At 65.7% G+C, this 20,396-nt stretch carries 20 protein-coding genes and 1 CRISPR repeat array (1 of these 21 running past the window's edge); of the genes, 8 read left to right on the top strand and 12 right to left on the bottom strand.

Annotation, left to right across the window (positions count from 1 at the left end; genetic code table 11):
- The first annotated feature begins 140 nt into the window (after nt 1–140).
- On the top strand, nt 141–1,193 hold the full coding sequence (locus QM621_RS11275; RefSeq protein ID WP_414990479.1) for a hypothetical protein: 1,053 nt from the start codon (nt 141–143) through the stop codon (nt 1,191–1,193).
- 67 nt (nt 1,194–1,260) lie between these two features.
- On the opposite strand, the gene QM621_RS11270 is transcribed toward QM621_RS11275, so the two are convergent.
- The 3 genes from QM621_RS11270 to QM621_RS11260 all read right to left on the bottom strand — a co-directional run bounded on the left by QM621_RS11270 (nt 1,261) and on the right by QM621_RS11260 (nt 2,951).
- Nucleotides 1,261–1,500, bottom strand: a complete 240-nt coding sequence (locus QM621_RS11270; protein WP_414990478.1) for a hypothetical protein — start codon at nt 1,498–1,500, stop codon at nt 1,261–1,263.
- Nucleotides 1,501–1,574: 74 nt separating this feature from the next.
- Nucleotides 1,575–2,360 carry a metallophosphoesterase gene (locus QM621_RS11265; protein ID WP_414990477.1) on the bottom strand — a complete coding sequence of 262 codons (786 nt, stop codon included), beginning with the start codon at nt 2,358–2,360 and terminating at the stop codon, nt 1,575–1,577.
- Between the two features lie 48 nt (nt 2,361–2,408).
- Nucleotides 2,409–2,951 carry an antirestriction protein ArdA gene (locus tag QM621_RS11260; protein ID WP_414990476.1) on the bottom strand — a complete coding sequence of 181 codons (543 nt, stop codon included), beginning with the start codon at nt 2,949–2,951 and terminating at the stop codon, nt 2,409–2,411.
- 382 nt (nt 2,952–3,333) lie between these two features.
- Between QM621_RS11260 and QM621_RS11255 the strand changes: the two genes are divergently transcribed.
- The 3 genes from QM621_RS11255 to QM621_RS11245 all read left to right on the top strand — a co-directional run bounded on the left by QM621_RS11255 (nt 3,334) and on the right by QM621_RS11245 (nt 6,369).
- Nucleotides 3,334–4,314, top strand: a complete 981-nt coding sequence (locus QM621_RS11255) for an Abi family protein (RefSeq protein ID WP_414990475.1) — start codon at nt 3,334–3,336, stop codon at nt 4,312–4,314.
- Between the two features lie 335 nt (nt 4,315–4,649).
- The gene (locus QM621_RS11250; RefSeq protein ID WP_414990474.1) at nt 4,650–5,288 is read left to right on the top strand and encodes a hypothetical protein; all 639 of its coding nucleotides are present in this window, start codon (nt 4,650–4,652) and stop codon (nt 5,286–5,288) included.
- Nucleotides 5,266–6,369: a helix-turn-helix domain-containing protein gene (locus QM621_RS11245; protein WP_414990473.1), complete on the top strand. Its 1,104-nt coding sequence runs from the start codon at nt 5,266–5,268 to the stop codon at nt 6,367–6,369. Before QM621_RS11250 ends, QM621_RS11245 begins: the two co-directional genes overlap by 23 nt.
- A 220-nt stretch (nt 6,370–6,589) precedes the next feature.
- Here QM621_RS11245 and QM621_RS11240 read toward each other — a convergent pair whose 3' ends face one another.
- From QM621_RS11240 to QM621_RS11210, 7 genes are all read right to left on the bottom strand, one after another.
- Nucleotides 6,590–7,216 (bottom strand): DUF2510 domain-containing protein, encoded by a 627-nt coding sequence (locus QM621_RS11240; protein ID WP_414990472.1) that lies wholly within the window; start codon nt 7,214–7,216, stop codon nt 6,590–6,592.
- Nucleotides 7,217–7,253: 37 nt separating this feature from the next.
- Nucleotides 7,254–7,763 carry a hypothetical protein gene (locus tag QM621_RS11235; protein WP_414990471.1) on the bottom strand — a complete coding sequence of 170 codons (510 nt, stop codon included), beginning with the start codon at nt 7,761–7,763 and terminating at the stop codon, nt 7,254–7,256.
- Nucleotides 7,760–8,281, bottom strand: a complete 522-nt coding sequence (locus QM621_RS11230) for a hypothetical protein (RefSeq protein WP_414990470.1) — start codon at nt 8,279–8,281, stop codon at nt 7,760–7,762. Before QM621_RS11230 ends, QM621_RS11235 begins: the two co-directional genes overlap by 4 nt.
- Nucleotides 8,281–8,673, bottom strand: a complete 393-nt coding sequence (locus QM621_RS11225; protein ID WP_414990469.1) for a hypothetical protein — start codon at nt 8,671–8,673, stop codon at nt 8,281–8,283. Before QM621_RS11225 ends, QM621_RS11230 begins: the two co-directional genes overlap by 1 nt.
- A gap of 24 nt (nt 8,674–8,697) precedes the next feature.
- Entirely contained in the window at nt 8,698–9,858 is a 1,161-nt protein-coding gene (locus tag QM621_RS11220) for a DUF6777 domain-containing protein (protein ID WP_414990468.1), read from the bottom strand.
- Nucleotides 9,859–9,922: 64 nt separating this feature from the next.
- The gene (locus QM621_RS11215; protein ID WP_414990467.1) at nt 9,923–11,071 is read right to left on the bottom strand and encodes a DUF6777 domain-containing protein; all 1,149 of its coding nucleotides are present in this window, start codon (nt 11,069–11,071) and stop codon (nt 9,923–9,925) included.
- Nucleotides 11,072–11,458: 387 nt separating this feature from the next.
- The gene (locus QM621_RS11210) at nt 11,459–12,718 is read right to left on the bottom strand and encodes a CAP domain-containing protein (protein ID WP_414990466.1); all 1,260 of its coding nucleotides are present in this window, start codon (nt 12,716–12,718) and stop codon (nt 11,459–11,461) included.
- Nucleotides 12,719–13,224: 506 nt separating this feature from the next.
- Between QM621_RS11210 and QM621_RS11205 the strand changes: the two genes are divergently transcribed.
- The 3 genes from QM621_RS11205 (at nt 13,225) to QM621_RS11195 (ending at nt 15,551) form a co-directional block, all read left to right on the top strand.
- On the top strand, nt 13,225–14,343 hold the full coding sequence (locus QM621_RS11205) for a hypothetical protein (RefSeq protein ID WP_414990465.1): 1,119 nt from the start codon (nt 13,225–13,227) through the stop codon (nt 14,341–14,343).
- Between the two features lie 150 nt (nt 14,344–14,493).
- Nucleotides 14,494–15,051 (top strand): hypothetical protein, encoded by a 558-nt coding sequence (locus QM621_RS11200; RefSeq protein WP_414990464.1) that lies wholly within the window; start codon nt 14,494–14,496, stop codon nt 15,049–15,051.
- A gap of 131 nt (nt 15,052–15,182) precedes the next feature.
- A complete protein-coding gene (locus tag QM621_RS11195) occupies nt 15,183–15,551 on the top strand; it encodes a hypothetical protein (protein WP_414990463.1) in 369 nt (122 codons plus the stop codon).
- Nucleotides 15,552–15,600: 49 nt separating this feature from the next.
- On the opposite strand, the gene QM621_RS11190 is transcribed toward QM621_RS11195, so the two are convergent.
- On the bottom strand, nt 15,601–15,840 hold the full coding sequence (locus tag QM621_RS11190; RefSeq protein WP_414990462.1) for a helix-turn-helix domain-containing protein: 240 nt from the start codon (nt 15,838–15,840) through the stop codon (nt 15,601–15,603).
- A gap of 196 nt (nt 15,841–16,036) precedes the next feature.
- On the opposite strand from QM621_RS11190, the gene QM621_RS11185 reads away from it, so the two are divergent.
- Nucleotides 16,037–17,137 (top strand): HipA domain-containing protein, encoded by a 1,101-nt coding sequence (locus QM621_RS11185; RefSeq protein ID WP_414990461.1) that lies wholly within the window; start codon nt 16,037–16,039, stop codon nt 17,135–17,137.
- A gap of 15 nt (nt 17,138–17,152) precedes the next feature.
- On the opposite strand, the gene QM621_RS11180 is transcribed toward QM621_RS11185, so the two are convergent.
- Nucleotides 17,153–18,730: a recombinase family protein gene (locus tag QM621_RS11180; protein ID WP_414990460.1), complete on the bottom strand. Its 1,578-nt coding sequence runs from the start codon at nt 18,728–18,730 to the stop codon at nt 17,153–17,155.
- A 251-nt stretch (nt 18,731–18,981) separates the two neighbouring features.
- Nucleotides 18,982–20,396: direct repeats of the CRISPR family, unit length 37 nt; unit sequence GTTTCTAGGCGCTTGTTAGCGCGATCCTTCAAAGGAC; it runs 1,184 nt beyond the window's last position.

The raw sequence follows: 20,396 nt of genomic DNA, 5'->3' as shown, positions 1-20,396 counted from the left end.
CCGGGAAAGGGCAGGAACACAAGGAAAATCACCCTCCAAAGACCCAAACTCGACCCCACAACCCTGACCGGACAGCCCGGCCAGCCGACACCGCCCCAGACCTACGAGTTGATCAGCGGTTCCCTAAGAACCAGGCAGCGATGGACACCGCCCGCGAGCGGGCCGCCGACAACGCCCGCCGAGCCGAACGCGGCGAGCCGAAGATCCCCGGCAAGGTCCTGCGCGCGGTCGAGAAGCGAACGCAGTCGGAACTGCGTCAGCACGCCGCCTGGAAGATCTGGGGCCAGCGTCGCCAGGCCGCTGTCGACGCAAGGGCCGTGTTCACCGATCCCGAACCCTTCTCCGCGCTCATACTCAAAGCCAGGCTGCGCCGTGCCCTCGACGCGCCCGATGCGACCAGCTGGGAGGGATTCGTCGAAGCCGCCGAGACCGAGGGCGTCACCGTCGTCACCGACCCGCGTGGCGTCGGGTTCAAACAGCACCGACGCAACTTGACGACCGCCGAGGATGAGAAGACCCGTCTGCGTCGTCCACGCTCCCTCGGCGCCGACTTCGAGAAGGCCAGCCTCGACGCCCGGATCGCTGAGAACGCCGAACGCGCGCCTCACGTTCCTGCCCCCGCGCCAACACGGCCGGTGATTCTCGACCGCGCTGGCCGTCCCTCCCACTTCGAGATGGCGATGGCCGGATATTCCCGCGATGAGATCAACGCCATCATGAACGCCGAGCAGATGGAGAATCACAACACGCTCACAACACAGCCGGATGGGCCACCCGAGATTCACACTCACGAGAGCACCTCATCCCGTGAACGTGAAACGGCCGTCACGCCGTCACCGGGCTCACATGATGTGAGCGATGTTGAACCACACGAGAACAACACTTCAGACGACGCTGACACTCACATGATCCACACACCGGCATCACATGACACGTCCACTCATGAGACTCACAACAACCCCACACCACGCGTGGATGACGCGCGCGAGAACCACGTTCACACGAACGCGCCGACTCGTGAGGATGAAACTCGCTACACATCGTCATCGGGCTCACAATTCGTGAGCGACGCCGAGCCACGTGGGAAGCCCACGCCCGATCAGCAGTCCGCTCGCGCCATCAAAGCGCTAGACGAGAAGATCAGGGCTCAAGGTGCCAGAGCCGTCGCGGGCCATCGGGATCGTCAACGTTGACGAACAGGAGAGCCCGTCTCGAAACGCGTAGCGCTTCGAGACGGGCTCTCGCTCGTTGTGGTGGGAATCAGCCGAGATGGCGGCGGCGGTACTCGTTCAGGCAGTCGGCGAGGGCCTGCCGGTCAGCGCGATGATGCGGCGTGTCGACGATCTCGACGACCTGCCAGGTGCGCGCCTCGTCGAACAAGATCGTCTGCGCCGCGACAGCCCGGACCAGATTGTCGTGCCGCTGGGCAAGCTCGTCGTCAGACAGTGTCGTGATGTCGCCGCGCCAGTCAGGAGCGAGCACGTCATGGTCGATGGTCATGGAGCCTCCAGGCAGTCGGGATGTTCACCGACCTGCTCGCCACGCGCCCCGCGCGTGGCCTGGAGAGCCCGGCCTCAGCCCGTCGGCGCCAGATAAGGCGTCTGCCACCGCTCCCACCGGGCCTGGCGCACGTGGTAGGTCAGCACGTTGAGGCGCCCGGTGAACTCGACTCCGCCGTCCACAAACCAATGGCCCTCGCCGTCGTAGAACGAGCTGTAGTCGTCCGACCCGCGCACCGCGCCGGCGCGGACGTGACCGGCGACGATCGGTTTGCCGATCGGGCTCGGGCCGACACTCGGCGGGAACTTGTGCGTCATGGTGAAGTCGTCGGTGGCCTGGATCGCCCAGCGTCCGGCGTCCTCGTCGAGTCCGGCGTGCAGATACAGGGCGTGAGGCAGGTCCACGTACAACGGAAGCCCTCGTAGCCAGGCGATCAGGTCGCCGTGACGGGCGAGGACCTCGGCGCGCAACATGTCGTCCATATCAGCCGGGTAGGCGTGGTACCCGTGATGGGGTTCGGTGATCTGAGCCACGACCTCGTCGGGCAGGAACGAGCGCGTCGTCTCCAGGTCGTAGTCGGCGGACAGCCAGTACGGCGCGTCGCCCTCGAGCCATTCCAGAAATTCGACGTCATGGTTTCCGAGCACCGCGTGGACACGGCCGGGGTGGGCACGCTGTTGCTCTCGGATCCGCCTGAGCACGCCTGCCGACTCCGGTCCCCGATCGACGTAGTCGCCGCAGAAGACGAGCCATGCGGTGGCATCGCTGGCCAGATCGACGTGTTCGAGCGCGAGGTCGAGCGGAGCGAGGTGCCCGTGGACATCGGAGATCGCGTGAACGCGGTCGATGACGGAGTTCATGAGGTCCTTTCGAGACGGACTTTCGATTGTGCGGGGTGAGGGCAAACCTCACTGGTCGCGGAAGACGTAGACGCCGAAGTCAGAGGTCGGCGCGGTCGAGTGCTCCATCTCCAGGTCACGGGCGAACCCGGCATAGTCGAAGTAGCGGACCACGGACTCGGGGATCTCACGCAGCATGCCGGTGTCGTCGACCAGCTCGTCGGAGTAGTCACGGAACGAAGGCCACTCCCCGCAGTAACGGTCCTCGAACTCGGACACGTCAGGCAGGCCGTCGCCGTCAGCGGCGTAGTCACCCAACGCGACGAAGGCCCGGAACGCCTGGCGCAGGTGCCCGTCGACCTGGGCCAGCAGCTCGGCTTGGCGCTGCGCCTCTGCCGGTGACATCTCCGTGTTCGTGAGCAGGTACTCAGCATCGAAGCACCAGACCTCCTCACACCCCATCCTGACGCTGCCGAACTCGGCGTGAATCTCATCGAGAGTCACGTCAGCCGCGACCTCCGCGTCGAACCAGTCACCGACCAACCGTCCGTCGCTATAGCAGGCAAGACAGGCGATCCACACTCGCGGCGTCGTGGGGTCGGCGGCGGTCATGGCAGTCTCCTCGGCTCGGTGTCGGTTGACGAGAGCCGCGCCGCGCCGCTGGCAGTCCATTCGCGGGAGGACGCTCCGACGCGCCACGACACGGCTCTCACCGACGTCGCCGTGCCCCGGCCCTGCCGGGGCTGGACGTAAGCGGATGCCGACCGCAGGGTCTCTATGTCTGTCTCCGTGGTCCGAGCAGGACGTCCACGCTGTACGAACTCCAAGCTGGCTGAGGCGATCTCTTGAAGCGACTCCTTCTTGATCCCGTACCGCGCATCGCATCTGACTTGCCTCGCCTTGGCGACGGTCGTTAAGCTAGCGTCATAAACACCGGCCCCCACTGCTAGCTCCGCTAGTACGGGGCCGGTTTTCTTATGCCAACGGGGGCGAGATGAAGTACGTCAAGCCGCACCTGTCCTACCGGGACCAGGTCGAGTTGCTGATCTCACGGGGCCTGTCCTGCGACGACGTGGACGCGGCCGAGCAGCTGTTGCGGCGGATCGGCTACTACCGGCTCTCGGCCTACTGGTACCCGTTGCGGAAACCGCTGCCAGAAGACCGGAAACGTCACAGCACGGTCCACTACCGGCTCAAAGAGTTCGCTCCGGGCCACTCCTTCGACGACGCGGCCCGCCTCTACGCCTTCGACCGGAGGCTACGACTCCACGTGATGGACGGGATCGAGGCCTTCGAGGTCACCCTCCGCGTGCAGATCGCGCACATTCTCGGACGCCGCGACCCCTTCGGCCATCTCCACCTCGCCGCCCTCGACCACCGGGCCGGGACGATCCAACGACGCTCCGGGCTGAGCCGCCACGACGAGTGGCTTGAGAAATGGGGCCAACATGTCTCGGCGGCCAAGAACGAGGACTTCGTCAAGCACTACTTAGAGAAGTACGACGGACACATCCCCGTCTGGGTCGCCACCGAGATCATGGACCTCGGCACACTGATCCGGCTGTTCGGACTGATGCGCAAAGACGACACCAACGAGATCGCCCGCTTCTTCGGCGTGAAGACCGGACGGACCATGAACGGCTGGCTGCTCGGCCTCAACACCATCAGGAACGCCAGCGCCCACCACTCACGCCTCTGGAACAGGAACCTGGTCCACGCGCTCCCCCACCTGCGGACCGCGGACGTCGGCCCCGACCTGCACCACATCGAGCACCTGGCCGACCGGCGCAAGATCTACGGCTACCTGGCCGTCCTCGCCTCCATGCTGCGCGCAGCCGACCCCACCACCAGATGGCCGGCCAACTTCCGCACACTCGTCCGCAAAGCGTTCCCACCAGTGCAGGGGATCACCGCACGACAGGCGATGTCCTTCCCAGAAGACTGGGAGTCAGAACCCGTCTGGAGACATGACTAAACCGACGGATGCGCCTAGCATCGGTTCATGGACCCGAACGTCAACGAGCGGCAGCTCGAGGTCCTGCGGTGGGTCGCCGACGGATGCCCTGACGATCGGCTACACCGGCTATCGGCACTCCGCGAGTGCGTTGAAGGCGCGTCGTCTCGTAACGATCCGCACGGACACGACCCGCGAGAAAGGGTGGGAGTGCGAGATCGCCGACGCGGGCCGCCACTATCTCGAGCACGGTGACTGACTACCCGCCTGGCCAGTTGCGCCGGCCTAGGCAAGAGTTTATATTTTCTTACCTCAGATGAGGTAAGATTTCGTAAACACATAGAAGGGAGTGCGTCATGAACCTTGCCCAGGCGTACGAGGGAATCGAAGCCGATCGGCGGCTGGAGGCGCTCGGCCTCTCCCGGCGGCAGCTCAGTCAAGCCATTCGCCGCGCGGATGCCGAGGCGGCTCAGGTGACTCCGCTAGATCCTCCAACCGCTGAAGGGTGGTCGCGTTACGCTGCGACAGTTCGTTACTTGCGTGAGGGTCTGATGCCTCACGGTTGGGACTACGACAACGGCAACAACTTCTGCCGGACCGTCGCACCGGGAAAGCGGTTCGCCATCGTCGTCAGCTCCGGCGACTCCATGACGGGGAACCCCCATGGGAACCCGTCGACCAAGTACACCAAGGGGCCGACCACGTCTAAGGCTGTCGATCGGAACCAATACGTACTCGACTTCGGCCCTGACTTCATGAGCGAGGATCACGAGGACGACGAGTACCCCATCTGGTATCTGATTCAGTACGTCGACGGGAACGTCATCCGTGCTGAGTTGTCCCTTCCGAACGGGAGTCACAAGGGCAAGATCACTCAATGGGCTGAGCGGATCATCCTGGATGAGATCGTGCTCGACGAGGCGGAGGACGGTAACCATGACCAGGACTCCGACGATGACGGAGACGCCTACGATGTCGACATCGCCCGACGCTGAAACGCCCCTGAACCCAGGAAGACTTCTACTAGCCCGTAAGCGGCAGGGGCTCACCATCACAGCCCTCGCATCCGAAGCGAACATCTCGACCACCAGCTTGTCCAAGTATGAGAACGGACGCTCCGAGCCGTCGCAGGAGACGATCTCTCGCCTAGCCGAGGCATTGGCAGTGAATCCGAGCTTCTTACGGGGCACCGATCTTGACGAGATCCCAGAGGGCGCCGTCAGTTTTCGCGCGTTGACCAAGACCCCCGTCCGCCAGCGCGACCAGGGCCGGGCCGCAGGTCGGATAGCCATCATGATCAACGATTGGATCAAGGAACGCTTCGATCTCCCCCCAGCAGATATTCCTAGCTTGACGGGTCGTGAGCCGGAAACCGCAGCCCAAGAGATCCGGGCTCGGTGGGGGCTTGGCGAACGACCGATCAAGAACATGATCCACCTGCTGGAAGCGCATGGCGTCCGGGTCTACTCATTGACCCATGACAACCAAAACCTCGACGCCTACTGCACCAACTGGCGTGGCGAGCCCTTCGTGTTCCTGAACACGAAGAAGACAGGCGAGAGGTCGCGATTCGACGCAGCTCATGAGCTGGGGCACCTGGTGATGCATGGCGAACACGCTCCTGTCGAGGGCAAGGAAGCTGAGAACGAGGCCAACCGTTTCGCAGCGGCTTTCCTCATGCCCGCCAGAGGCGTCTACGCTCAGCGACTCCACAATGCTCGTGCCGGGGCACTCATCAAGGCAAAGAGCAAATGGGGTGTGGCCGCGATGGCGCTGGCACACAGAGCGAACGAACTCGGCCTCATGACCGAGTGGGCCTACAGAACGGCCTGCGTCGACTTGTCACGCATGGGCTACCGCAGCGGAGAACCTGGTGGCATCGAACGAGAGTCCTCCAAGATGCTCTGGAAAGTGCTGCAACAACTGCACCTTGAAGGTGAGGGCATCGGAACAATCGCGGCTGACCTCGGGCTGCCTCCCAGTGAGATCCGTAGTCACATGTTCGGGCTCGCACCGACCGCCCTGGCAGGTGAGGGCCAGGTGACGTCTGAGCGGGCCAACCTACGACTGGTGTAGGTGACCGATGTCAGGTGGGGCGGATCTTTCGCAAGGCCTTACGACGGTGGGGATCGAACGATGGCTTTGCGGCATGTCTCGTGCGCCGTTGCGAAGCAGTTGCCCCAGATTCCGTTCATCTCCGTCGCAACTTGTGGGCGACACTGGATCTTCGCTGACGGCCTCGACCTCCGCCACTTTCCATGTAGCAAACCTTGTGGACCGTCGAGGCTCCCGGTGATTACACGGCGACCCCGTGCACGAGCCACTGACCGTCCTTCCTCATGACGGTGAGGGTGAGGGTCTGCCCGGACACGTTCTCGTCGATGTACTCGGCGATATCGAGGTCGTCGCCGTGGTAGGTCTGCGTCCACCTCACCTTGACGAGGACTCTGTTGTCGGACCGTTTCTCCACGTTGAGCACCTGGACGGTGGTGTCGACGTCCGCGAGAAGTTCGTCGTAGGTGGTCGCGATCTCGGCGAACTCCTCATTCAACTCAGAGCGGGTCTCCCGCCCGTACTCGGCGCAAGTGTCGCCGTCGAACCCGCCGAAAAGCTCGCTGTTCACCGTGTCGCTGCTCAGGCGGCACAACGTCTCGGAGTCGCTCTCGACCCTGGCGGTCGTCCACTTCACCGCGACCTCTTCCGGACCGTCCTGGTCGAGAACCACCACCAGGACCAGCGGGACGACGATCAACAGCACGACGGCGGCCACGACGCCACCGACGATCAGTCCGACTCTGCCCTGTCCTGAGAGGGAACGGTCGGTCTTGGCCGGTTGGCCGTGATCGGTCCAGGCCACGCCGTCCCACCAGCGTCGTCCGCCTCGGCCATCGGGGTACCAGCCGGCGGGCGGCAGTTGAGTCATGACCACCCGTCCAAGCCGCAACCAGTCATCGTCGTGCTCATTCGCCCTCGGCCTCCTGTAGTTCCGTAGCACCCTCGGTCATGCACTCGACGCTTTTCCCCTCGGGGTCGTCCGCGACGATGTCCAACAGCTCTTGGTCCTCGGCCGACATGGTCAGACCTGGGTCGCCGCCCAAGCGCTCGATGTCCTCGTCCGTCATCTCCACAGCGGGGTCGCCGCCCGCCTCGACGTACGCCGCGAACAGCCGATGCGACTCCAACAGGGTCCGCAGGCCCTCGTCGCTGACGTCGGATTCGACGAAGAGCCGTGCCGTGCACTCGCGCAGGAGCAGTGAGCCGGGGTCGTCCTCCAGGCCCTCCTGGCCCAAGACCGCCACCAACGGCTCCATGAAGTCCTCGACTGTCGGGCGGCCGTCGTCATCTGCTCCGGCGGTCGCCGACGCCGAGGGCTTCGCTCCGGAGTCGTCGCGCCTCGCCTCGCCGGAGCCCCCGCACGCCGACAGGGTCAGGGCGCAGACCACGGCGACGGCCGACAGCGGCCGCCTCACGGGGTCGCCTCCACGCCGCACGCGTCCTCGCCCGCCTGAAAGGCGCTGTACGCCTCGTCGAACTGCTCCTGCGTGAGGTCGGCCCGGTCGTACGCCGCCTCGACCCAGACCCGGAGCGTCTCGTCGCTCACATCGGAATCGAACATGAACTCGGCCACGCATGTGTAGTCCTCGAGCTCGGCGGCGCTCATCTCATAGGGGATGACCTCGCCGGTCTCCTCGTCGATCTCGTTCATCGAGGAGGCGAAGACGTCCATGATCGCCTCCACGTCCGGGCGACCGTCGAGGTCGACGTCGGCCTTCTGGTCGTCGGTATCGGAGGACGCTGGCGACGTGGGGCCCGCCGAGCCGTCGTCGGAGTCGGAGGCGAACCAGAGCACCGCGCCGGCGATCAGCGCCACGAGCAGTGCCGCTGTGGCTCCGATGGCAGCCGAGAGCAGGACCAGCTTTTTCTGGCCCGGATTGTCGGCGGGGTGCTCGGAGGTGTTTGAGGGCGGGGGCGGTGGAGGGGTGCTCATTAGTCGGTCTCCGTGTCGTTGTTCTCGGGGTGTGCGCTGACGCAGGCGTAGACGTCGGGCAGGAGTGTGGCGAGGACGGCGGCTTGGTCGTCGTCGAGTACGGTCTCGCCGTCGGGTGTGACGCCTTCGACGGTGATGGTTCCGGCGGTGATGAGGCGGAGGGTCTCGTCGGACAGGTCTGAGCTGGTGAGGATGTCGGCGGTGCAGGCGAGCTCGTCGTCGGTGAGTTCGACGGGGGCGGTGGCGGCGAGCCCTTCGGTCAGTTGTGTGGCCGCCGGTCGGGTGGGGGCGAGATCGTCGGGGTGAGGTTCGTCGTCGCGTAGCAGCCAGAACGCGGTGACGCCTCCGACGAGTAGCACTACGACGGCGGCGATGACGGTTTTCTTGTTCATGAGATGTCTCTTGTCGATGCGTTCTCAGAAGGCTGCGAAGCCGTCGCGGTTGATGAGCGCGCCGTGGCCGGTGGCGGCGTTCCAGCAGGTCAGCCCGTTCTCCTCCGAAGCGCAGACGAAGTCGCCGAAGTGGGCGACCTGCCCGTACTGGAGGACTTGCCGGTCGGGGACCGGGCCGGGGCGAGCACCGCCGGGTGGTCCGGCCGTCAGCGTGCCGCGGCCGTTGTCGGTCCACACGACGGCGGTGTAGGGGCCCTCGTTCTCGTCCTCGCCGTAGGGCAGGGTCTCAACCCAGGAGTCGACCCCGCACTGTCCGTGGTTGGCCGAGAAACCGCATTTGATGTTGCCGCTCGGTGTCGCGATGACCGCTTCCTCGGCTCCCGCACGGCTGTTCTGCGGCGGGAGGATCACCGTCATCGGCTCCGACCATTCCGGGATGGGGCCGCCGGCCCAGGGGTAGGCGCCGTCGACGGGTGGTGTGGGGATGGGGCCGGTGGGGCGTTGGATGGTTTCGCCGGTGGTCGGGTCGATGAGGGTCAGCTCCTTGACGGTCTCAGGCGCAGGGGTCACGCCGATGACGGTTTTCGGGTCGTAGCCGTCCCACTCGTCGCCCTTCGTGTCGGCGACGTCGAGGTCGTCCTCAGGCACGTCGAGGGGGTTCCCGCATGCGCAGCGCACGCGGGGTGTGCCGTTCGTGTCGACCAGGACCGCGCTTCCGGCCTGCAAGACCGCGGGGAACGGCGTCGCCTTCCCGTTCTCGAAGCCGTGGTTGATGACGGCGGTGTCGCGGGTCAGCACGACGGGGGTGAGGGTGGCGAGATATTCCTCGATGCGGCCGGGGGCGATGTCGACGACCTTGGCCCAGGCGTCGGCTTTGTCGCCGTCGCTCTTGAGGAACTCGGCGAGGGCGAGATGATCGCAGGCGGTGTTGTCGTTCGTGCCGCCGTACAAGCCGGGTGTCGTGCCGTGGACCTGCCCGCTGTGCCCGGCGTCGTCGGCCACGGCGGCGGCCTGCTCCGACAGGGTCACGTTCCCGGCGACGCTGTCGGTGAACGGGGCGTCGCCTGTGGAGTCGAGGGCTTCCAGGATCACTGGATCAGCGCCGTCGTCGCTAGACGTCTTGTCGCCAGAGTCGGAGCCGCCGCAGGCAGCGGTCGCCGTCAACGCGGCGGCGGTCAGGAGCATGGCTGTTCGGCGTGTCCAGGATGTCGTCATGGTCATGGTGTTCTCTCGTGTGCGGGGTGTGGCGTCAGGCGGTCGGACTCGCGGGGTACCAGACTTTGGCGACCCGGACTCGTTCGAGCGGGGCTTCGTCTCCGCTGGCGGTGTGGACGAACCAGCCGTCGTCGGTCTTCTCGACTGGCTCGCCCGACTGGTAGAGGTTTCCGCCGAAGTCGCCGCCGTCGGCCCAGCACATGGCCCAGTCCATGAAGCCGTCGCTCCGGCCGACACCTCGGCCGCCCATCGAACTCGGGGTGCAGCGGACGCCCGTCTCAAGCTCGTAGAAGATCGGGTCGAGAGGGTCTGTTCCGGGGGCGGTAGGCAGCGGACCGGAGACGGTGTAGCGCCACAACTCCCGTTCGGCGATGTCACCGACCTGGCACAACAGCTCGCCGGAGATGTTCGGATCTTCCCAGCACATCGCGGTCGTCGCGCTGACGTAGCTCTTGTACACGCCGGGCGCTGTGGCGCGCCATTGGCCTGTGTCGCCTCCGCTCTCCGAGCCCGGGCGGATCGTCCACCCGTCCTCCAGTTCGCTAGCCGCGTCGAACGGGTACACCCACTCCTCGGTGGGTCCGGTCAGCGAGACGACCAGGTCCTCGCCCGTGTCGGCGTCGATGAGGGTGAACTCGGTGACCGGCTCGGCGGCCGGGGCGACACCGATCACGGCTTCGGGCTCGTAGCCATCCCAGGCATCTCCGGAGGTGTCCGACAGGTTGAGGTCGTCCTCGGGCATGGTGAGCGGGCTTCCGGAGGCGCAGCGGACCACGGGCGTTCCGTGGTCGTCGACGAGCACGGCGGTGCCGGCCTGTAAGACCGCCGGGTATGGGACAGCCTCGCCGTCCTCGTAGCGGTGGTCGACGACGGCGGTGTCGCGGGTCAGGACTACCGGCGTCAGTTCCGCGATGGCAGCGGCCACGTCCGCCGCGTCGAGCGTCAGCGTGCCCGCCCATGCCTCGCTCCGCGCGGGATCAGCCGCGAGCAGGTCAACCAACGCTGTCGGGTCGGCGACCGTGGTTCCATTCGTGCCGCCGTACAGGCCGGGAGTGGCCCCGTCGACGTGACCGGCCATGTCGGTGTCGATTCGCGCCAGCGCGTCCGCCGATAACGCGACACCCGAGGCGACGCTGTCGGTGAACGGGGCCGACCCCGGATCGTCGGCAGCTTTCAAGACCACCGAGCCTGAGTCCGTTCCGCCCTCGCCGTTCGATCCTCCGCACCCGGCAGCGACCGTCAAGGCGACAGCGGTCAAGAGCACCGCAGCGACGCGGCTCCGAGAACGAGGCTTCCCGCTCGTGTCGGCGACGGAAGGTGGGAGATTCATGCGGGCTACTCCTGAAGTGGTGGTGCTGTGGTCAGAGGGACCGGTACCCGGGGCCACGCTGGGACCTATGAGCGGAGGTTTGAACGCAGCCCCGGACACCGGGGCATGTGTGAAGGGAAACCCCTCTTCTGGCGTGGGATCACGGAGGTTGACCGTTGGCTGAGACTTGATCTTCCGCCAGAAGAGGGGAGCTTGTGTTTCACCAGGTGAGGTCGACCTCGTCGGTGAGTGGCGGCGCGGTCATTTCTTCCCCATCAGCAGGACGCGGATGCCGCCGCACTTGGCGTTGTAGCCGACACCGAAGTGCGTGTGGTCTGACTTGAGGATGTTCGCGCGGTGTCCGGGTGAGTTCATCCACGCGCCCACGGCCGTAGACCCATAACCCTTGAAGAGGTTCTCCATGGTGCGCGAGAAACCAGCCACCTTCGGGTTGCCGCCTTGGTTGTGCTCGAAGTACTTGCAGTTCTGGCCGAGCTTGTCCGCCCAGCGCTGGGCCTCGGCGTCGAGACGGGAGTCGCGCGGCAGGGCCTTGAGGCCGTTTTGGGTCCGCGCGGCGTTGACGTCGGTCGTGACCGTCTTGATCTGCTCGGCCTTCTTCTGAGTCTGCTCGGCCTCGACGACCTTGGGGTCTTTCGGCTTCGGGGCGGCCTGAATCATCGACACGCTGCTGATCCGAGTGGACGTCAAGTAGCCATCACGCTTGCCACCGACGACGACGTAGACCGGCTTACCGGCCATCGCGGCGGTGATGGTGAGGGTCTTGCCCTCGCCGGCGGGCTTGCCGTCGACGTACCAGGCGTAGACCAGCGCAGTCGGCTTCGGGCTCCAGCCGGTGACGACGGCCTCGAGCTTCATGCCGACCTTGATGGTGTCGGTGCTCAGCACTGGCTTCGGGGCGGTGGTGAAGTTTCGAAGCTTTGCGACCTGCTTGATCTCCTCGGACGGCGTCATGTCGCCGGTGTCGACGAGCTCGTCGACGGTCTTCGGCTCCTCAGCCGGGGTCTCGGCCTCGGGCTCATCGGTGACTTCCGGCTCCGCGCTCGGCGCGGGTGTGGTCGGCGCCGGATGAGAGGGCTGCTGCGGAGCCGGGTTGCTCGGCTGCGGAGCAGGCTGCTGCGGCGTCGGGGCCTGGGGCTTGGGGGCTGGGTTCTGTGGTGCGGGCGCGGCGGGCTTGGCCTTGATGGTGACTCCGCCGCACTCGTACCGGGGGTTGCCTGTGGGCTTGTCAGCGGTGGCGACTTGGGCGTAGACGTACGCGCCTGGGACGTCGGGCAGCGTGTAGCTCTGCGCGTGATGGCTGCTGATGCCGTTGAAGGTGTACTGGATCGGACGCTTCGAGGTGATGCCGGACGTCTGGATCGTGATCGTGTTGCCGACGGTCGGGTCGCCGGTGATCCAGCAGCTTCCGGCCGCGTGGGCGGCGGTGGTCGGCGCGGCGACCAAGCCGGCTCCGAGCAAGGCGGTCGTGATCGCGGCGGTCAGGGATCTCCGGATGGACATGGGTGCGCCTCCAGGCGTGGAATGGATGCGGGCAGGCGGTCCCCCGACCCACCTGGACACAGATTGTGACTCATAGTCAACAACTAGGCGAGTCGAGGGTCGTTACGGGATCGCCTGGGTGACTCTCCGGGTGAAATGGGCCGAGCCGTCAGACCGCGCCCGGGTGGTGCGCCGGCCGCGCGGACCACGCCACCTGGCACCCCAGATCGACAGTTGACTATAAGTCACATATGGTCAGTCTCGATCAGCACGTGCCGGGCTGTCCGGGGGTCCGGTCCGGCACACAGTCTGTGGCCGACCGGCCACGAGCGGGTCGATCTTCCGGATTCTCTGCAAGGGACTTCTTCATGGCTTCGATAGCGCGACGTCTCGTCGTGGTCTGTCTCGTGTTCGTCCTCGCCGTCGCTCTGGCCGGCTGCGGGACGGGCGTTCCCTCGCCAGCGCCTCAGGACGATGAGTCGTCCCAGGAACGTGACCGTTCGACCAGCGAGCCTGAGAAGCCCGTGGTGTCGCCGCCTGTCGGCGAGGCGTTCGGCGAGGCGGTGTGGAGCGTCGAGGCCGACATCGACTACACGGACGTCGACCTGGATAGACCGACGAGCATGAACAATGGCCTTCTCGACCATCGCCTGCATGTCGCCGGCGACCGGATCGTCGCGCTCGTCGACGACGCGACGCGCCTCCAGGCGTGGACGGCCGACGGGGAGGAGGCGTGGAGCCACCCGATCACCTCGGACGTGAGCTCGCCGTGGCCGACCGGTCAGATTCGGTGGATGAACGAGACGGTCGCGATCGTCGAGGATCGTGAGGGCGAGGGGTCCGGGCTCGACAAGGACACCGTCACGACGCATTTGACGCTGCTGTCCCTCGACGACGGATCGGTGGTGGCCGAAGCCGACTTCGGGGGCTGGGTGCTGGCCGAGTACGGGCTCGCGTTCGGTCCCGAGACTCGTGAGGCCTCGCCTGGGGAAGGGTTTGTCGTGGTGGCTGAGGACGGCAGCCAGCGGGTCGTCCCCGCCGATCTCTCGACCGCGACACTGCGCGGGGTCGTTGACGACGTCGCGGTGTGGGACGTCCATGAGACGCTGGGCGATTACTACACCGTCTCCGAGAAGTGGAACGCCCGCACCGCCGAGTTGGACGCTCGCACGCCGATCTTCATCGAGAGCGTCGACCAGGCGCGGGGCCTGCTCATGACCGACGCGGCCGCCTTCGACGTCCACACCGGCGAACGCCGCTTCGACCTACCCTCATGCCACCGCCACTCCCACACGTCGCCGCTGGTCCACAGCCCCGGCGGGGAGTACGGCGTCTGGGACAACAACTGGACCTCCACCACCGCCCACCGGTGCGTCGGCGAGGCCGAGCAGCGAGGCGTCACCCTCACGGCCGTCGACGACGACGGCACCGCCTACGGCCTCGTGATCGGCAGCGACCTCAACACTCACGTCACCGGCGACGACTACGACTACGAGTTCGTCACCGTCCCCGCCGACGGCGATCCACAGGTCACCGCCTGGCCCGAGGGGGCCACCCCTCCTCGGGGAATCGTCGAGGGCGGACTCGCGATCCATTGGCACCCCGACGAGGGCGTCATCACCGCCAACCCCATCATCAAGGACTGAACCGTGACCCAACCCACACCACCTGTGCCACTGCCGGACCACCAGAGCCCCGCGAGTCCGCCCGCCCGAGCGTCCGGCTCGTTGAAGGTCGCCCCATGCCAATGGGTCGCCATCGGAACCCTCTGCTGCCTGCTACTCGCGCTGATCTCCATGGCGCTGCCCTGGGCCAACTTCAGCCATGTCATCGGCGTCCACGCCAACCCCTCACTGTTCGATTTTCCCTCCTCCGCCCGAGCCGAGGCCCGAGCCAAGGGCGACGAGGACGCAATAGCCGTCCTAACGCTTTGTGTCGTCTGGCAGTTGCTCGCAGTGCTCGCCAGTCTCACGGCCACCGCGCTCATCTTCACTCCGCGGCAAGTGCGCATGGTCTTCAAATTCCTCGCGATCCTCCCGATCCTCGGGCTGTTTCCCGTTCCGCTCCTTCTTATGGCCGGCGCAGCCGATGCCGCGGATCAGGCCGCCGGGTCCGGCACTGCGGCCAGCGTCGGCGGTGGCCTCCTCCTGACCCTGCTCACCGCGTTCGCCGCGCTCGTCGCCACTGGGATCGGGGCCTTCCTCCCCGATCCCGACCCGGACCCCAAGGCCCCGGCCCGGCGTCCCATGCCCCAGTACAACCCGGTCACCGGATGGACCCACGACCCCGTCAACGGACGCGCCTTCCACCCCCAGACCGGATGGGTGCCCTGGCAGCCGCCACCCCAGGAGTGAACCCATCCCTTGACTCGAAGAGACGCCCGTCGGACATCCGACGGGCGTCTTCCTTCAGGGGCGGTGCCGAGAGGGGGAGTGCCAACAGAAAGGGCACTGACATGAAGCTACGTAAGCTTGAAGAGGGTAGCATGCCGCTCCAAATCGGCGGCGGTTTCCTGATCGTGATGATCGACGAGCACGACCCCGCGGGAACGACCGTCCACGCCTTCGCCGACCGCTCGCTGTGGGAGTGGCTGCACCACCCGGAGGACTTCGACGGCGGCGAGGCCGTCACGGTCACGATCCCCGACACCAGCCTGTCCGCGCACGTGACCGTGTGGGACCCGCTGACCGACAAGGCCCAGCACCTCGTCTGGCTGCCGGGCGGCGGCGGGTCCTGCCACCAGGGCCTCACGCCGCTCGACCTCGGCCCCAGCGACACCGACCAGTTCCGCCGTGTCTGCCAGCGGCTGCGCGAGGCCGTCGGCGAGGCGCATGTGGTCGAGGGCCTCTGGTGAGATGAACAGGCGCGGTGGGCTCGACGTGAGAGCGTCGGGCCCACCGGCCTCAGGCGTCGTCGGCGGCCGGGATCGCGTCCAGCAGCTCGGCCGGCGGCACGCCGAGGCCGCTGGCGAGTTTGACGATGATGTCGAGCGTCGGGTTGCGACGTCCCCGCTCGATCCCGCTGACATAGGTGCGGTCGAGCCCAACATGATGCGCGAACGCCTCCTGTGACGTCCAGCCGTGCGCCTTGCGCAGCTCGCGCAGGCGGGAGCCGAAGGCGACACGGTGAGGGGGAATGGACACGCCTTCACCGTCGCGCTATGGGGACGATCCGTCCACGGACAATGAGTCACACTGGGGATTCGTCGTCACGCGCGCCACGGCGAGAGATTCGTGAGGTTGACCTGCGTTCGTCGTCAGGGCCCGCCGGACGACCCCTGGCATCCGTAGAGGCGCGTACGTGCGTCATCGTAGTCCAAATAGCGCAAGGGCGGCGACCATGAATCCTGGGCACACTGCGCCCGTTATCGGCGATACCGGGCCGAGGCGTCTCTCGCCGCCATACGACGAGGTCTTCCTCGACAACCTCCTGCCCGACGACCCCGAGGTCCGTCGGCGGTGGGCGCGTGAACGAGGACTAACGAGCGACGACCCGGCGACGTTGCTCGCCGAGTTCGGCGAGGACGCGGCCGGGTCGTACGTCCGCACGGGCGAGCGCACCGAGGCGTCGCCGCTGGTGGAGGCGACCGAGGCCGACATCGCCGCCCGGATCGCGGCACTCGCCACCGACGACACCGCATGGCTGCCGCCCGACGTGCGCACCCGGTTCACCCTCGCCGGCGCACAAGGCAAGTTCACGCTGACCCGGATCGACGGACAGTGGTTCTGGCCCACCGCCGAGCATGCGTCCACCCACATCGTCAAACCTCCGTCCCAGCGTCACCGCCGGATCGAGGTGTTCGAGCACGCCTCCCTCGAACTCGCCCGCACGGTCGGCCTGGAAGCCTCGCACTCGAAGGTGACGACCTTCCACGGCCGTCCGGCCTTCGTGGTCGAGCGGTGGGACCGCCACGACGGCCAACGCCTGCCCGCCGTCGACCTCAACCAGGCACTCGGCCGCCCCACCGCCGACAAATACCGAGTCACCGCCCCGGAGGTCGCGCGCTTCCTCGCCCCGCTCGGCCTCGCCGGTGACTTCGTCCGGCAGTTGGCCTTCAACACCGCGATGGGCAACGCCGACGCCCACGCCAAGAACTACTCACTCCTCCTCGACCGAGAGCAGCCACGCCTCGCCCCGCTCTACGACACCGTGCCGGTCTACTTCTGGCCCGCCTACGACCACCGGTTCGCCATGCCCGTCGGGAAAGCCCGCCGCCCGATGGACCTGACCGTCCGCAACTGGAGACTCTTCGCCGAACACTCCGGCCTCCCCGCCGACGACGTGCTGCACCAGGCGTTCACCGTCATGCGCGACGTCGCCGAGCACTACGAGGACGTCTTCGCGCCCCACGCCGACTCCACCCGGATGCGACTGATCGCCAAACAAGTCCGGGTGCTCCGCCGTGTCATCCGAGACTCGGGAGTCATGCGGGACCTTTGACATCCACCGTCTGAGTCATGCGGTGGCGTCGTCGCCTCCCCGCCAGTCGATCCGCACGCTGTCCGGCGTGAAGGCTTTGCCCGCGGTGTTCTTGAGCAGTGTCACCCGGCACAACACGTCGATGACGGCGCGGCGGGTCGCGAGGTCCGCGCCGTTGTAGGCGGCCACGGGATCGTCGACGTCGATCACCGAGCTCGTCGCGCTGCCCGCGGTGAGGCGTAGTCGCTCCCGCTCCAACCCGGCGATCACACCACGGGTGGCCTCCCGGACCCGTTTGAGGTCGATCGCCTCGATGAGCTCGTCGTCATAGTCCTGCTGCGCCCGGGCGACCTTGCCCCGCTGCCTCGTCAACTCCTCCTCGATCGCCCGCATACGGGGCTCGTCGGCGTCCGGCCTCGGCAACAACTCACGCAGATCCTCACGGCCCAGACGCGCTTTGACGACCTGCTCCACGAAAGCGTCGACGTCCTCTTTCGACCTCGACAGGTGCCCCGGGCAGCCGTAACCCTCGGCCATCGACTTGACCCGTAAGCCGCACTCGGTGTCCGCCGCGACCAGATAGCCACAGTGGTACAGACTCGCGCCGAGCCGTTTACGGCCCTGCGGGCCCCGATAGGTGCGACGCTCCGGACGGTCCAGCTCGGCCTGGACACGCCACCACAACTCCTCGTCGACCAACGGCTCCCACACGCCCCTGACCGGGTCACCGTTCCCGTCCCGCACGATCGTGTCGCGACGTCGGGCTCGGTCCTTGCTCTTATCGCCGTCCTCGACGGGCGCGTAACACGAATAACCCACATAACGCGGGTTGCGCAGGATGCCCAGCACCACGCTCGCGTGCCACGGCCCCTCCTCGGGAACCTTCCGAGGCGGCTTGCCCGCCGCGACACGCCGCTCGTTCGCCTCGATCGCGGCGCTGACCGTGATCCGCCGCGTCGCCGGAACATCAGCCGGCACCCGCTGTCCGGTCTCACCCGACAACGCCCGAGCGATCGACCGGATCGTCGCGCCACGAGCGAACGCCCGATAGACCGCCCGCACCGCCTCAGCCTCGTCCGGGATCGTCGCCCCGCCCGTCGCGTACCCGAGAGCCCTCATCCCCTTCGGCGTCCGCCCCTGCTCGGCGCGCTGCCGCTGCGCCCTCGACTGCCGCTCAGCCTTGATCTCGATCTCCGCCCGCGCCTGAGCCGACAACATGTCACCGACCATCCGACCGATCGCGTTGTCGAAGTTCATGTCCAAACCCTTCACCAACGACACGAACACCCGACGCCGCTTACACGTCTCGATCAGCCGGACGCCCTCAGGCCGGTTCCGCTCCAACCGAGGCCACTCCTGCGCCACGATCGCGTCGACCAGACCCGCCTCGACATCAGCGAGCATCTGCTCGAAACCAGGCCGCTTCGCCCGCCCACTACCACTGGTGTCGTTGTCCACATACTCCCTGACAAACGTCCAACCACGCTGCTCGATCCGCTCCACCGCATCCTCACGGTTCCTGCTGATACCCAACTCGTCCCCCTCACGGTCCAAGCTGATCCGCAGATACACAACCGCCCGAACCTCGCCAGAATCCCTACCCTCAACACCCATACGACGAGCCTAGACCGACTCCCTAAGTATTGACGAGTATGTGTCCTACGAGCGAGCCTCGAAGGGAGGAAGCGTAACCATGCGTCTGCACCCTTCGAGGCTTCGGGCGCTGGGCGCCCTCCGCGCCTCAGGGAGCGAAGTCTGCGGCGACCTTCGGGTCAAGAAGAACCGCCTTTCCCGACCCACTGCGGATGCGAAGCGCCCTGAAACGTTGAGGTGTGAGACGTTCACGCCGCCGGTCGCATTGGAGTGTTTTTAGGCGCTTGTTAGCGCGATCCTTCAAAGGACCTGACTGCCGGAGGCAACCTGGTGGATCCGCGAGTCATTGTTTCTAGGCACTTGCTAGCGCGATCCTTCAAAGGACTCCATGTCGATAGTCTCTAGGAGGAGACATGACCAAATGTTTCTAGGCGCTTGTTAGCGCGATCGTTCAAAGGACTGGCCGAGGTCGAGTGGTGAGGGGCTACTTCGTTTCTAGGCGCTTGTTAGCGCGATCCTTCAAAGGACTTCGTGCTGATCGTCGCGAACGCAGCTACGATGGGGTTTCTAGGCGCTTGTTAGCGCGATCCTTCAAAGGACTTCACCCCCCGAGAACGGCGGGGCCTTTTGTTTCTAGGCGCTTGTTAGCGCGATCCTTCAAAGGACCGCAGCTACGATGAGCCTCGCGGCTTATTCGTTCCGTTTCTAGGCGCTTGTTAGCGCGATCCTTCAAAGGACGCTAAAGCAGCTGCACGAGAGTGTGGTGCTGGCTGGTTTCTAGGCGCTTGTTAGCGCGATCCTTCAAAGGACCGAAACGCCCGAGACTCCGGTTGAGGCCAAAAAGTTTCTAGGCGCTTGTTAGCGCGATCCTTCAAAGGACAACAGAAGGGGGTCGCCATGCGATCTCGTGATTTGTTTCTAGGCGCTTGTTAGCGCGATCCTTCAAAGGACAGAGCGAGTCGGGCGACGCCTTTTGGCTGTTCGTTTCTAGGCGCTTGTTAGCGCGATCCTTCAAAGGACAGAGAGGAGTCTATTATGGCTCGCATCGACATGTTTCTAGGCGCTTGTTAGCGCGATCCTTCAAAGGACGCGAGGAGAAGGTCGACCTGGTCAACGTCGGGTCGGTTTCTAGGCGCTTGTTAGCGCGATCCTTCAAAGGACGACGACAACCGAAAGGAAGTACTCTCATGGAGTAGTTTCTAGGCGCTTGTTAGCGCGATCCTTCAAAGGACAACGCGTCGGGTGAGAGGGCGTCGTTGGTCGAGGCGTTTCTAGGCGCTTGTTAGCGCGATCCTTCAAAGGACACCTGACAGAGTAGAAACCCAACCAGAAAGTTTCTAGGCGCTTGTTAGCGCGATCCTTCAAAGGACGAGGAGCCGAAGAAGAAGCCCCGCGGTCACGGCGGTTTCTAGGCGCTTGTTAGCGCGATCCTTCAAAGGACCGAGGACAAGCGGAAGGCCCTCCAGGCCGAGCGTTTCTAGGCGCTTGTTAGCGCGATCCTTCAAAGGACGACTATGTCCCCTAAGGACATGCCGCGGCGCAAGCCGTTTCTAGGCGCTTGTTAGCGCGATCCTTCAAAGGACTCGGAGAGAGGGACATTATCATGTCCAACACCACGTTTCTAGGCGCTTGTTAGCGCGATCCTTCAAAGGACAGGACGACGGTCAAACCATCACGGTTCGGGCGT

The organism is Aeromicrobium sp., from assembly GCF_047606445.1.
Taxonomy (GTDB): domain Bacteria; phylum Actinomycetota; class Actinomycetes; order Propionibacteriales; family Nocardioidaceae; genus Aeromicrobium.
Note: the sequence above shows the minus strand (reverse complement) of the source record. Positions and strands in the feature narration are given on the sequence as shown.

Excerpts from the sequence above, each read along its gene's own strand:
- QM621_RS11275 (WP_414990479.1), top strand. The coding sequence starts at position 141 with ATGGACACCGCCCGCGAGCGGGCCGCCGACAACGCCCGCCGAGCCGAA.
- QM621_RS11270 (WP_414990478.1), bottom strand. The coding sequence starts at position 1,500 with ATGACCATCGACCATGACGTGCTCGCTCCTGACTGGCGCGGCGACATC.
- QM621_RS11265 (WP_414990477.1), bottom strand. The coding sequence starts at position 2,360 with ATGAACTCCGTCATCGACCGCGTTCACGCGATCTCCGATGTCCACGGG.
- QM621_RS11260 (WP_414990476.1), bottom strand. The coding sequence starts at position 2,951 with ATGACCGCCGCCGACCCCACGACGCCGCGAGTGTGGATCGCCTGTCTT.
- QM621_RS11255 (WP_414990475.1), top strand. The coding sequence starts at position 3,334 with ATGAAGTACGTCAAGCCGCACCTGTCCTACCGGGACCAGGTCGAGTTG.
- QM621_RS11250 (WP_414990474.1), top strand. The coding sequence starts at position 4,650 with ATGAACCTTGCCCAGGCGTACGAGGGAATCGAAGCCGATCGGCGGCTG.
- QM621_RS11245 (WP_414990473.1), top strand. The coding sequence starts at position 5,266 with ATGTCGACATCGCCCGACGCTGAAACGCCCCTGAACCCAGGAAGACTT.
- QM621_RS11240 (WP_414990472.1), bottom strand. The coding sequence starts at position 7,216 with ATGACTCAACTGCCGCCCGCCGGCTGGTACCCCGATGGCCGAGGCGGA.
- QM621_RS11230 (WP_414990470.1), bottom strand. The coding sequence starts at position 8,281 with ATGAGCACCCCTCCACCGCCCCCGCCCTCAAACACCTCCGAGCACCCC.
- QM621_RS11225 (WP_414990469.1), bottom strand. The coding sequence starts at position 8,673 with ATGAACAAGAAAACCGTCATCGCCGCCGTCGTAGTGCTACTCGTCGGA.
- QM621_RS11220 (WP_414990468.1), bottom strand. The coding sequence starts at position 9,858 with ATGCTCCTGACCGCCGCCGCGTTGACGGCGACCGCTGCCTGCGGCGGC.
- QM621_RS11210 (WP_414990466.1), bottom strand. The coding sequence starts at position 12,718 with ATGTCCATCCGGAGATCCCTGACCGCCGCGATCACGACCGCCTTGCTC.
- QM621_RS11200 (WP_414990464.1), top strand. The coding sequence starts at position 14,494 with ATGGCGCTGCCCTGGGCCAACTTCAGCCATGTCATCGGCGTCCACGCC.
- QM621_RS11195 (WP_414990463.1), top strand. The coding sequence starts at position 15,183 with ATGCCGCTCCAAATCGGCGGCGGTTTCCTGATCGTGATGATCGACGAG.
- QM621_RS11185 (WP_414990461.1), top strand. The coding sequence starts at position 16,037 with ATGAATCCTGGGCACACTGCGCCCGTTATCGGCGATACCGGGCCGAGG.
- QM621_RS11180 (WP_414990460.1), bottom strand. The coding sequence starts at position 18,730 with ATGGGTGTTGAGGGTAGGGATTCTGGCGAGGTTCGGGCGGTTGTGTAT.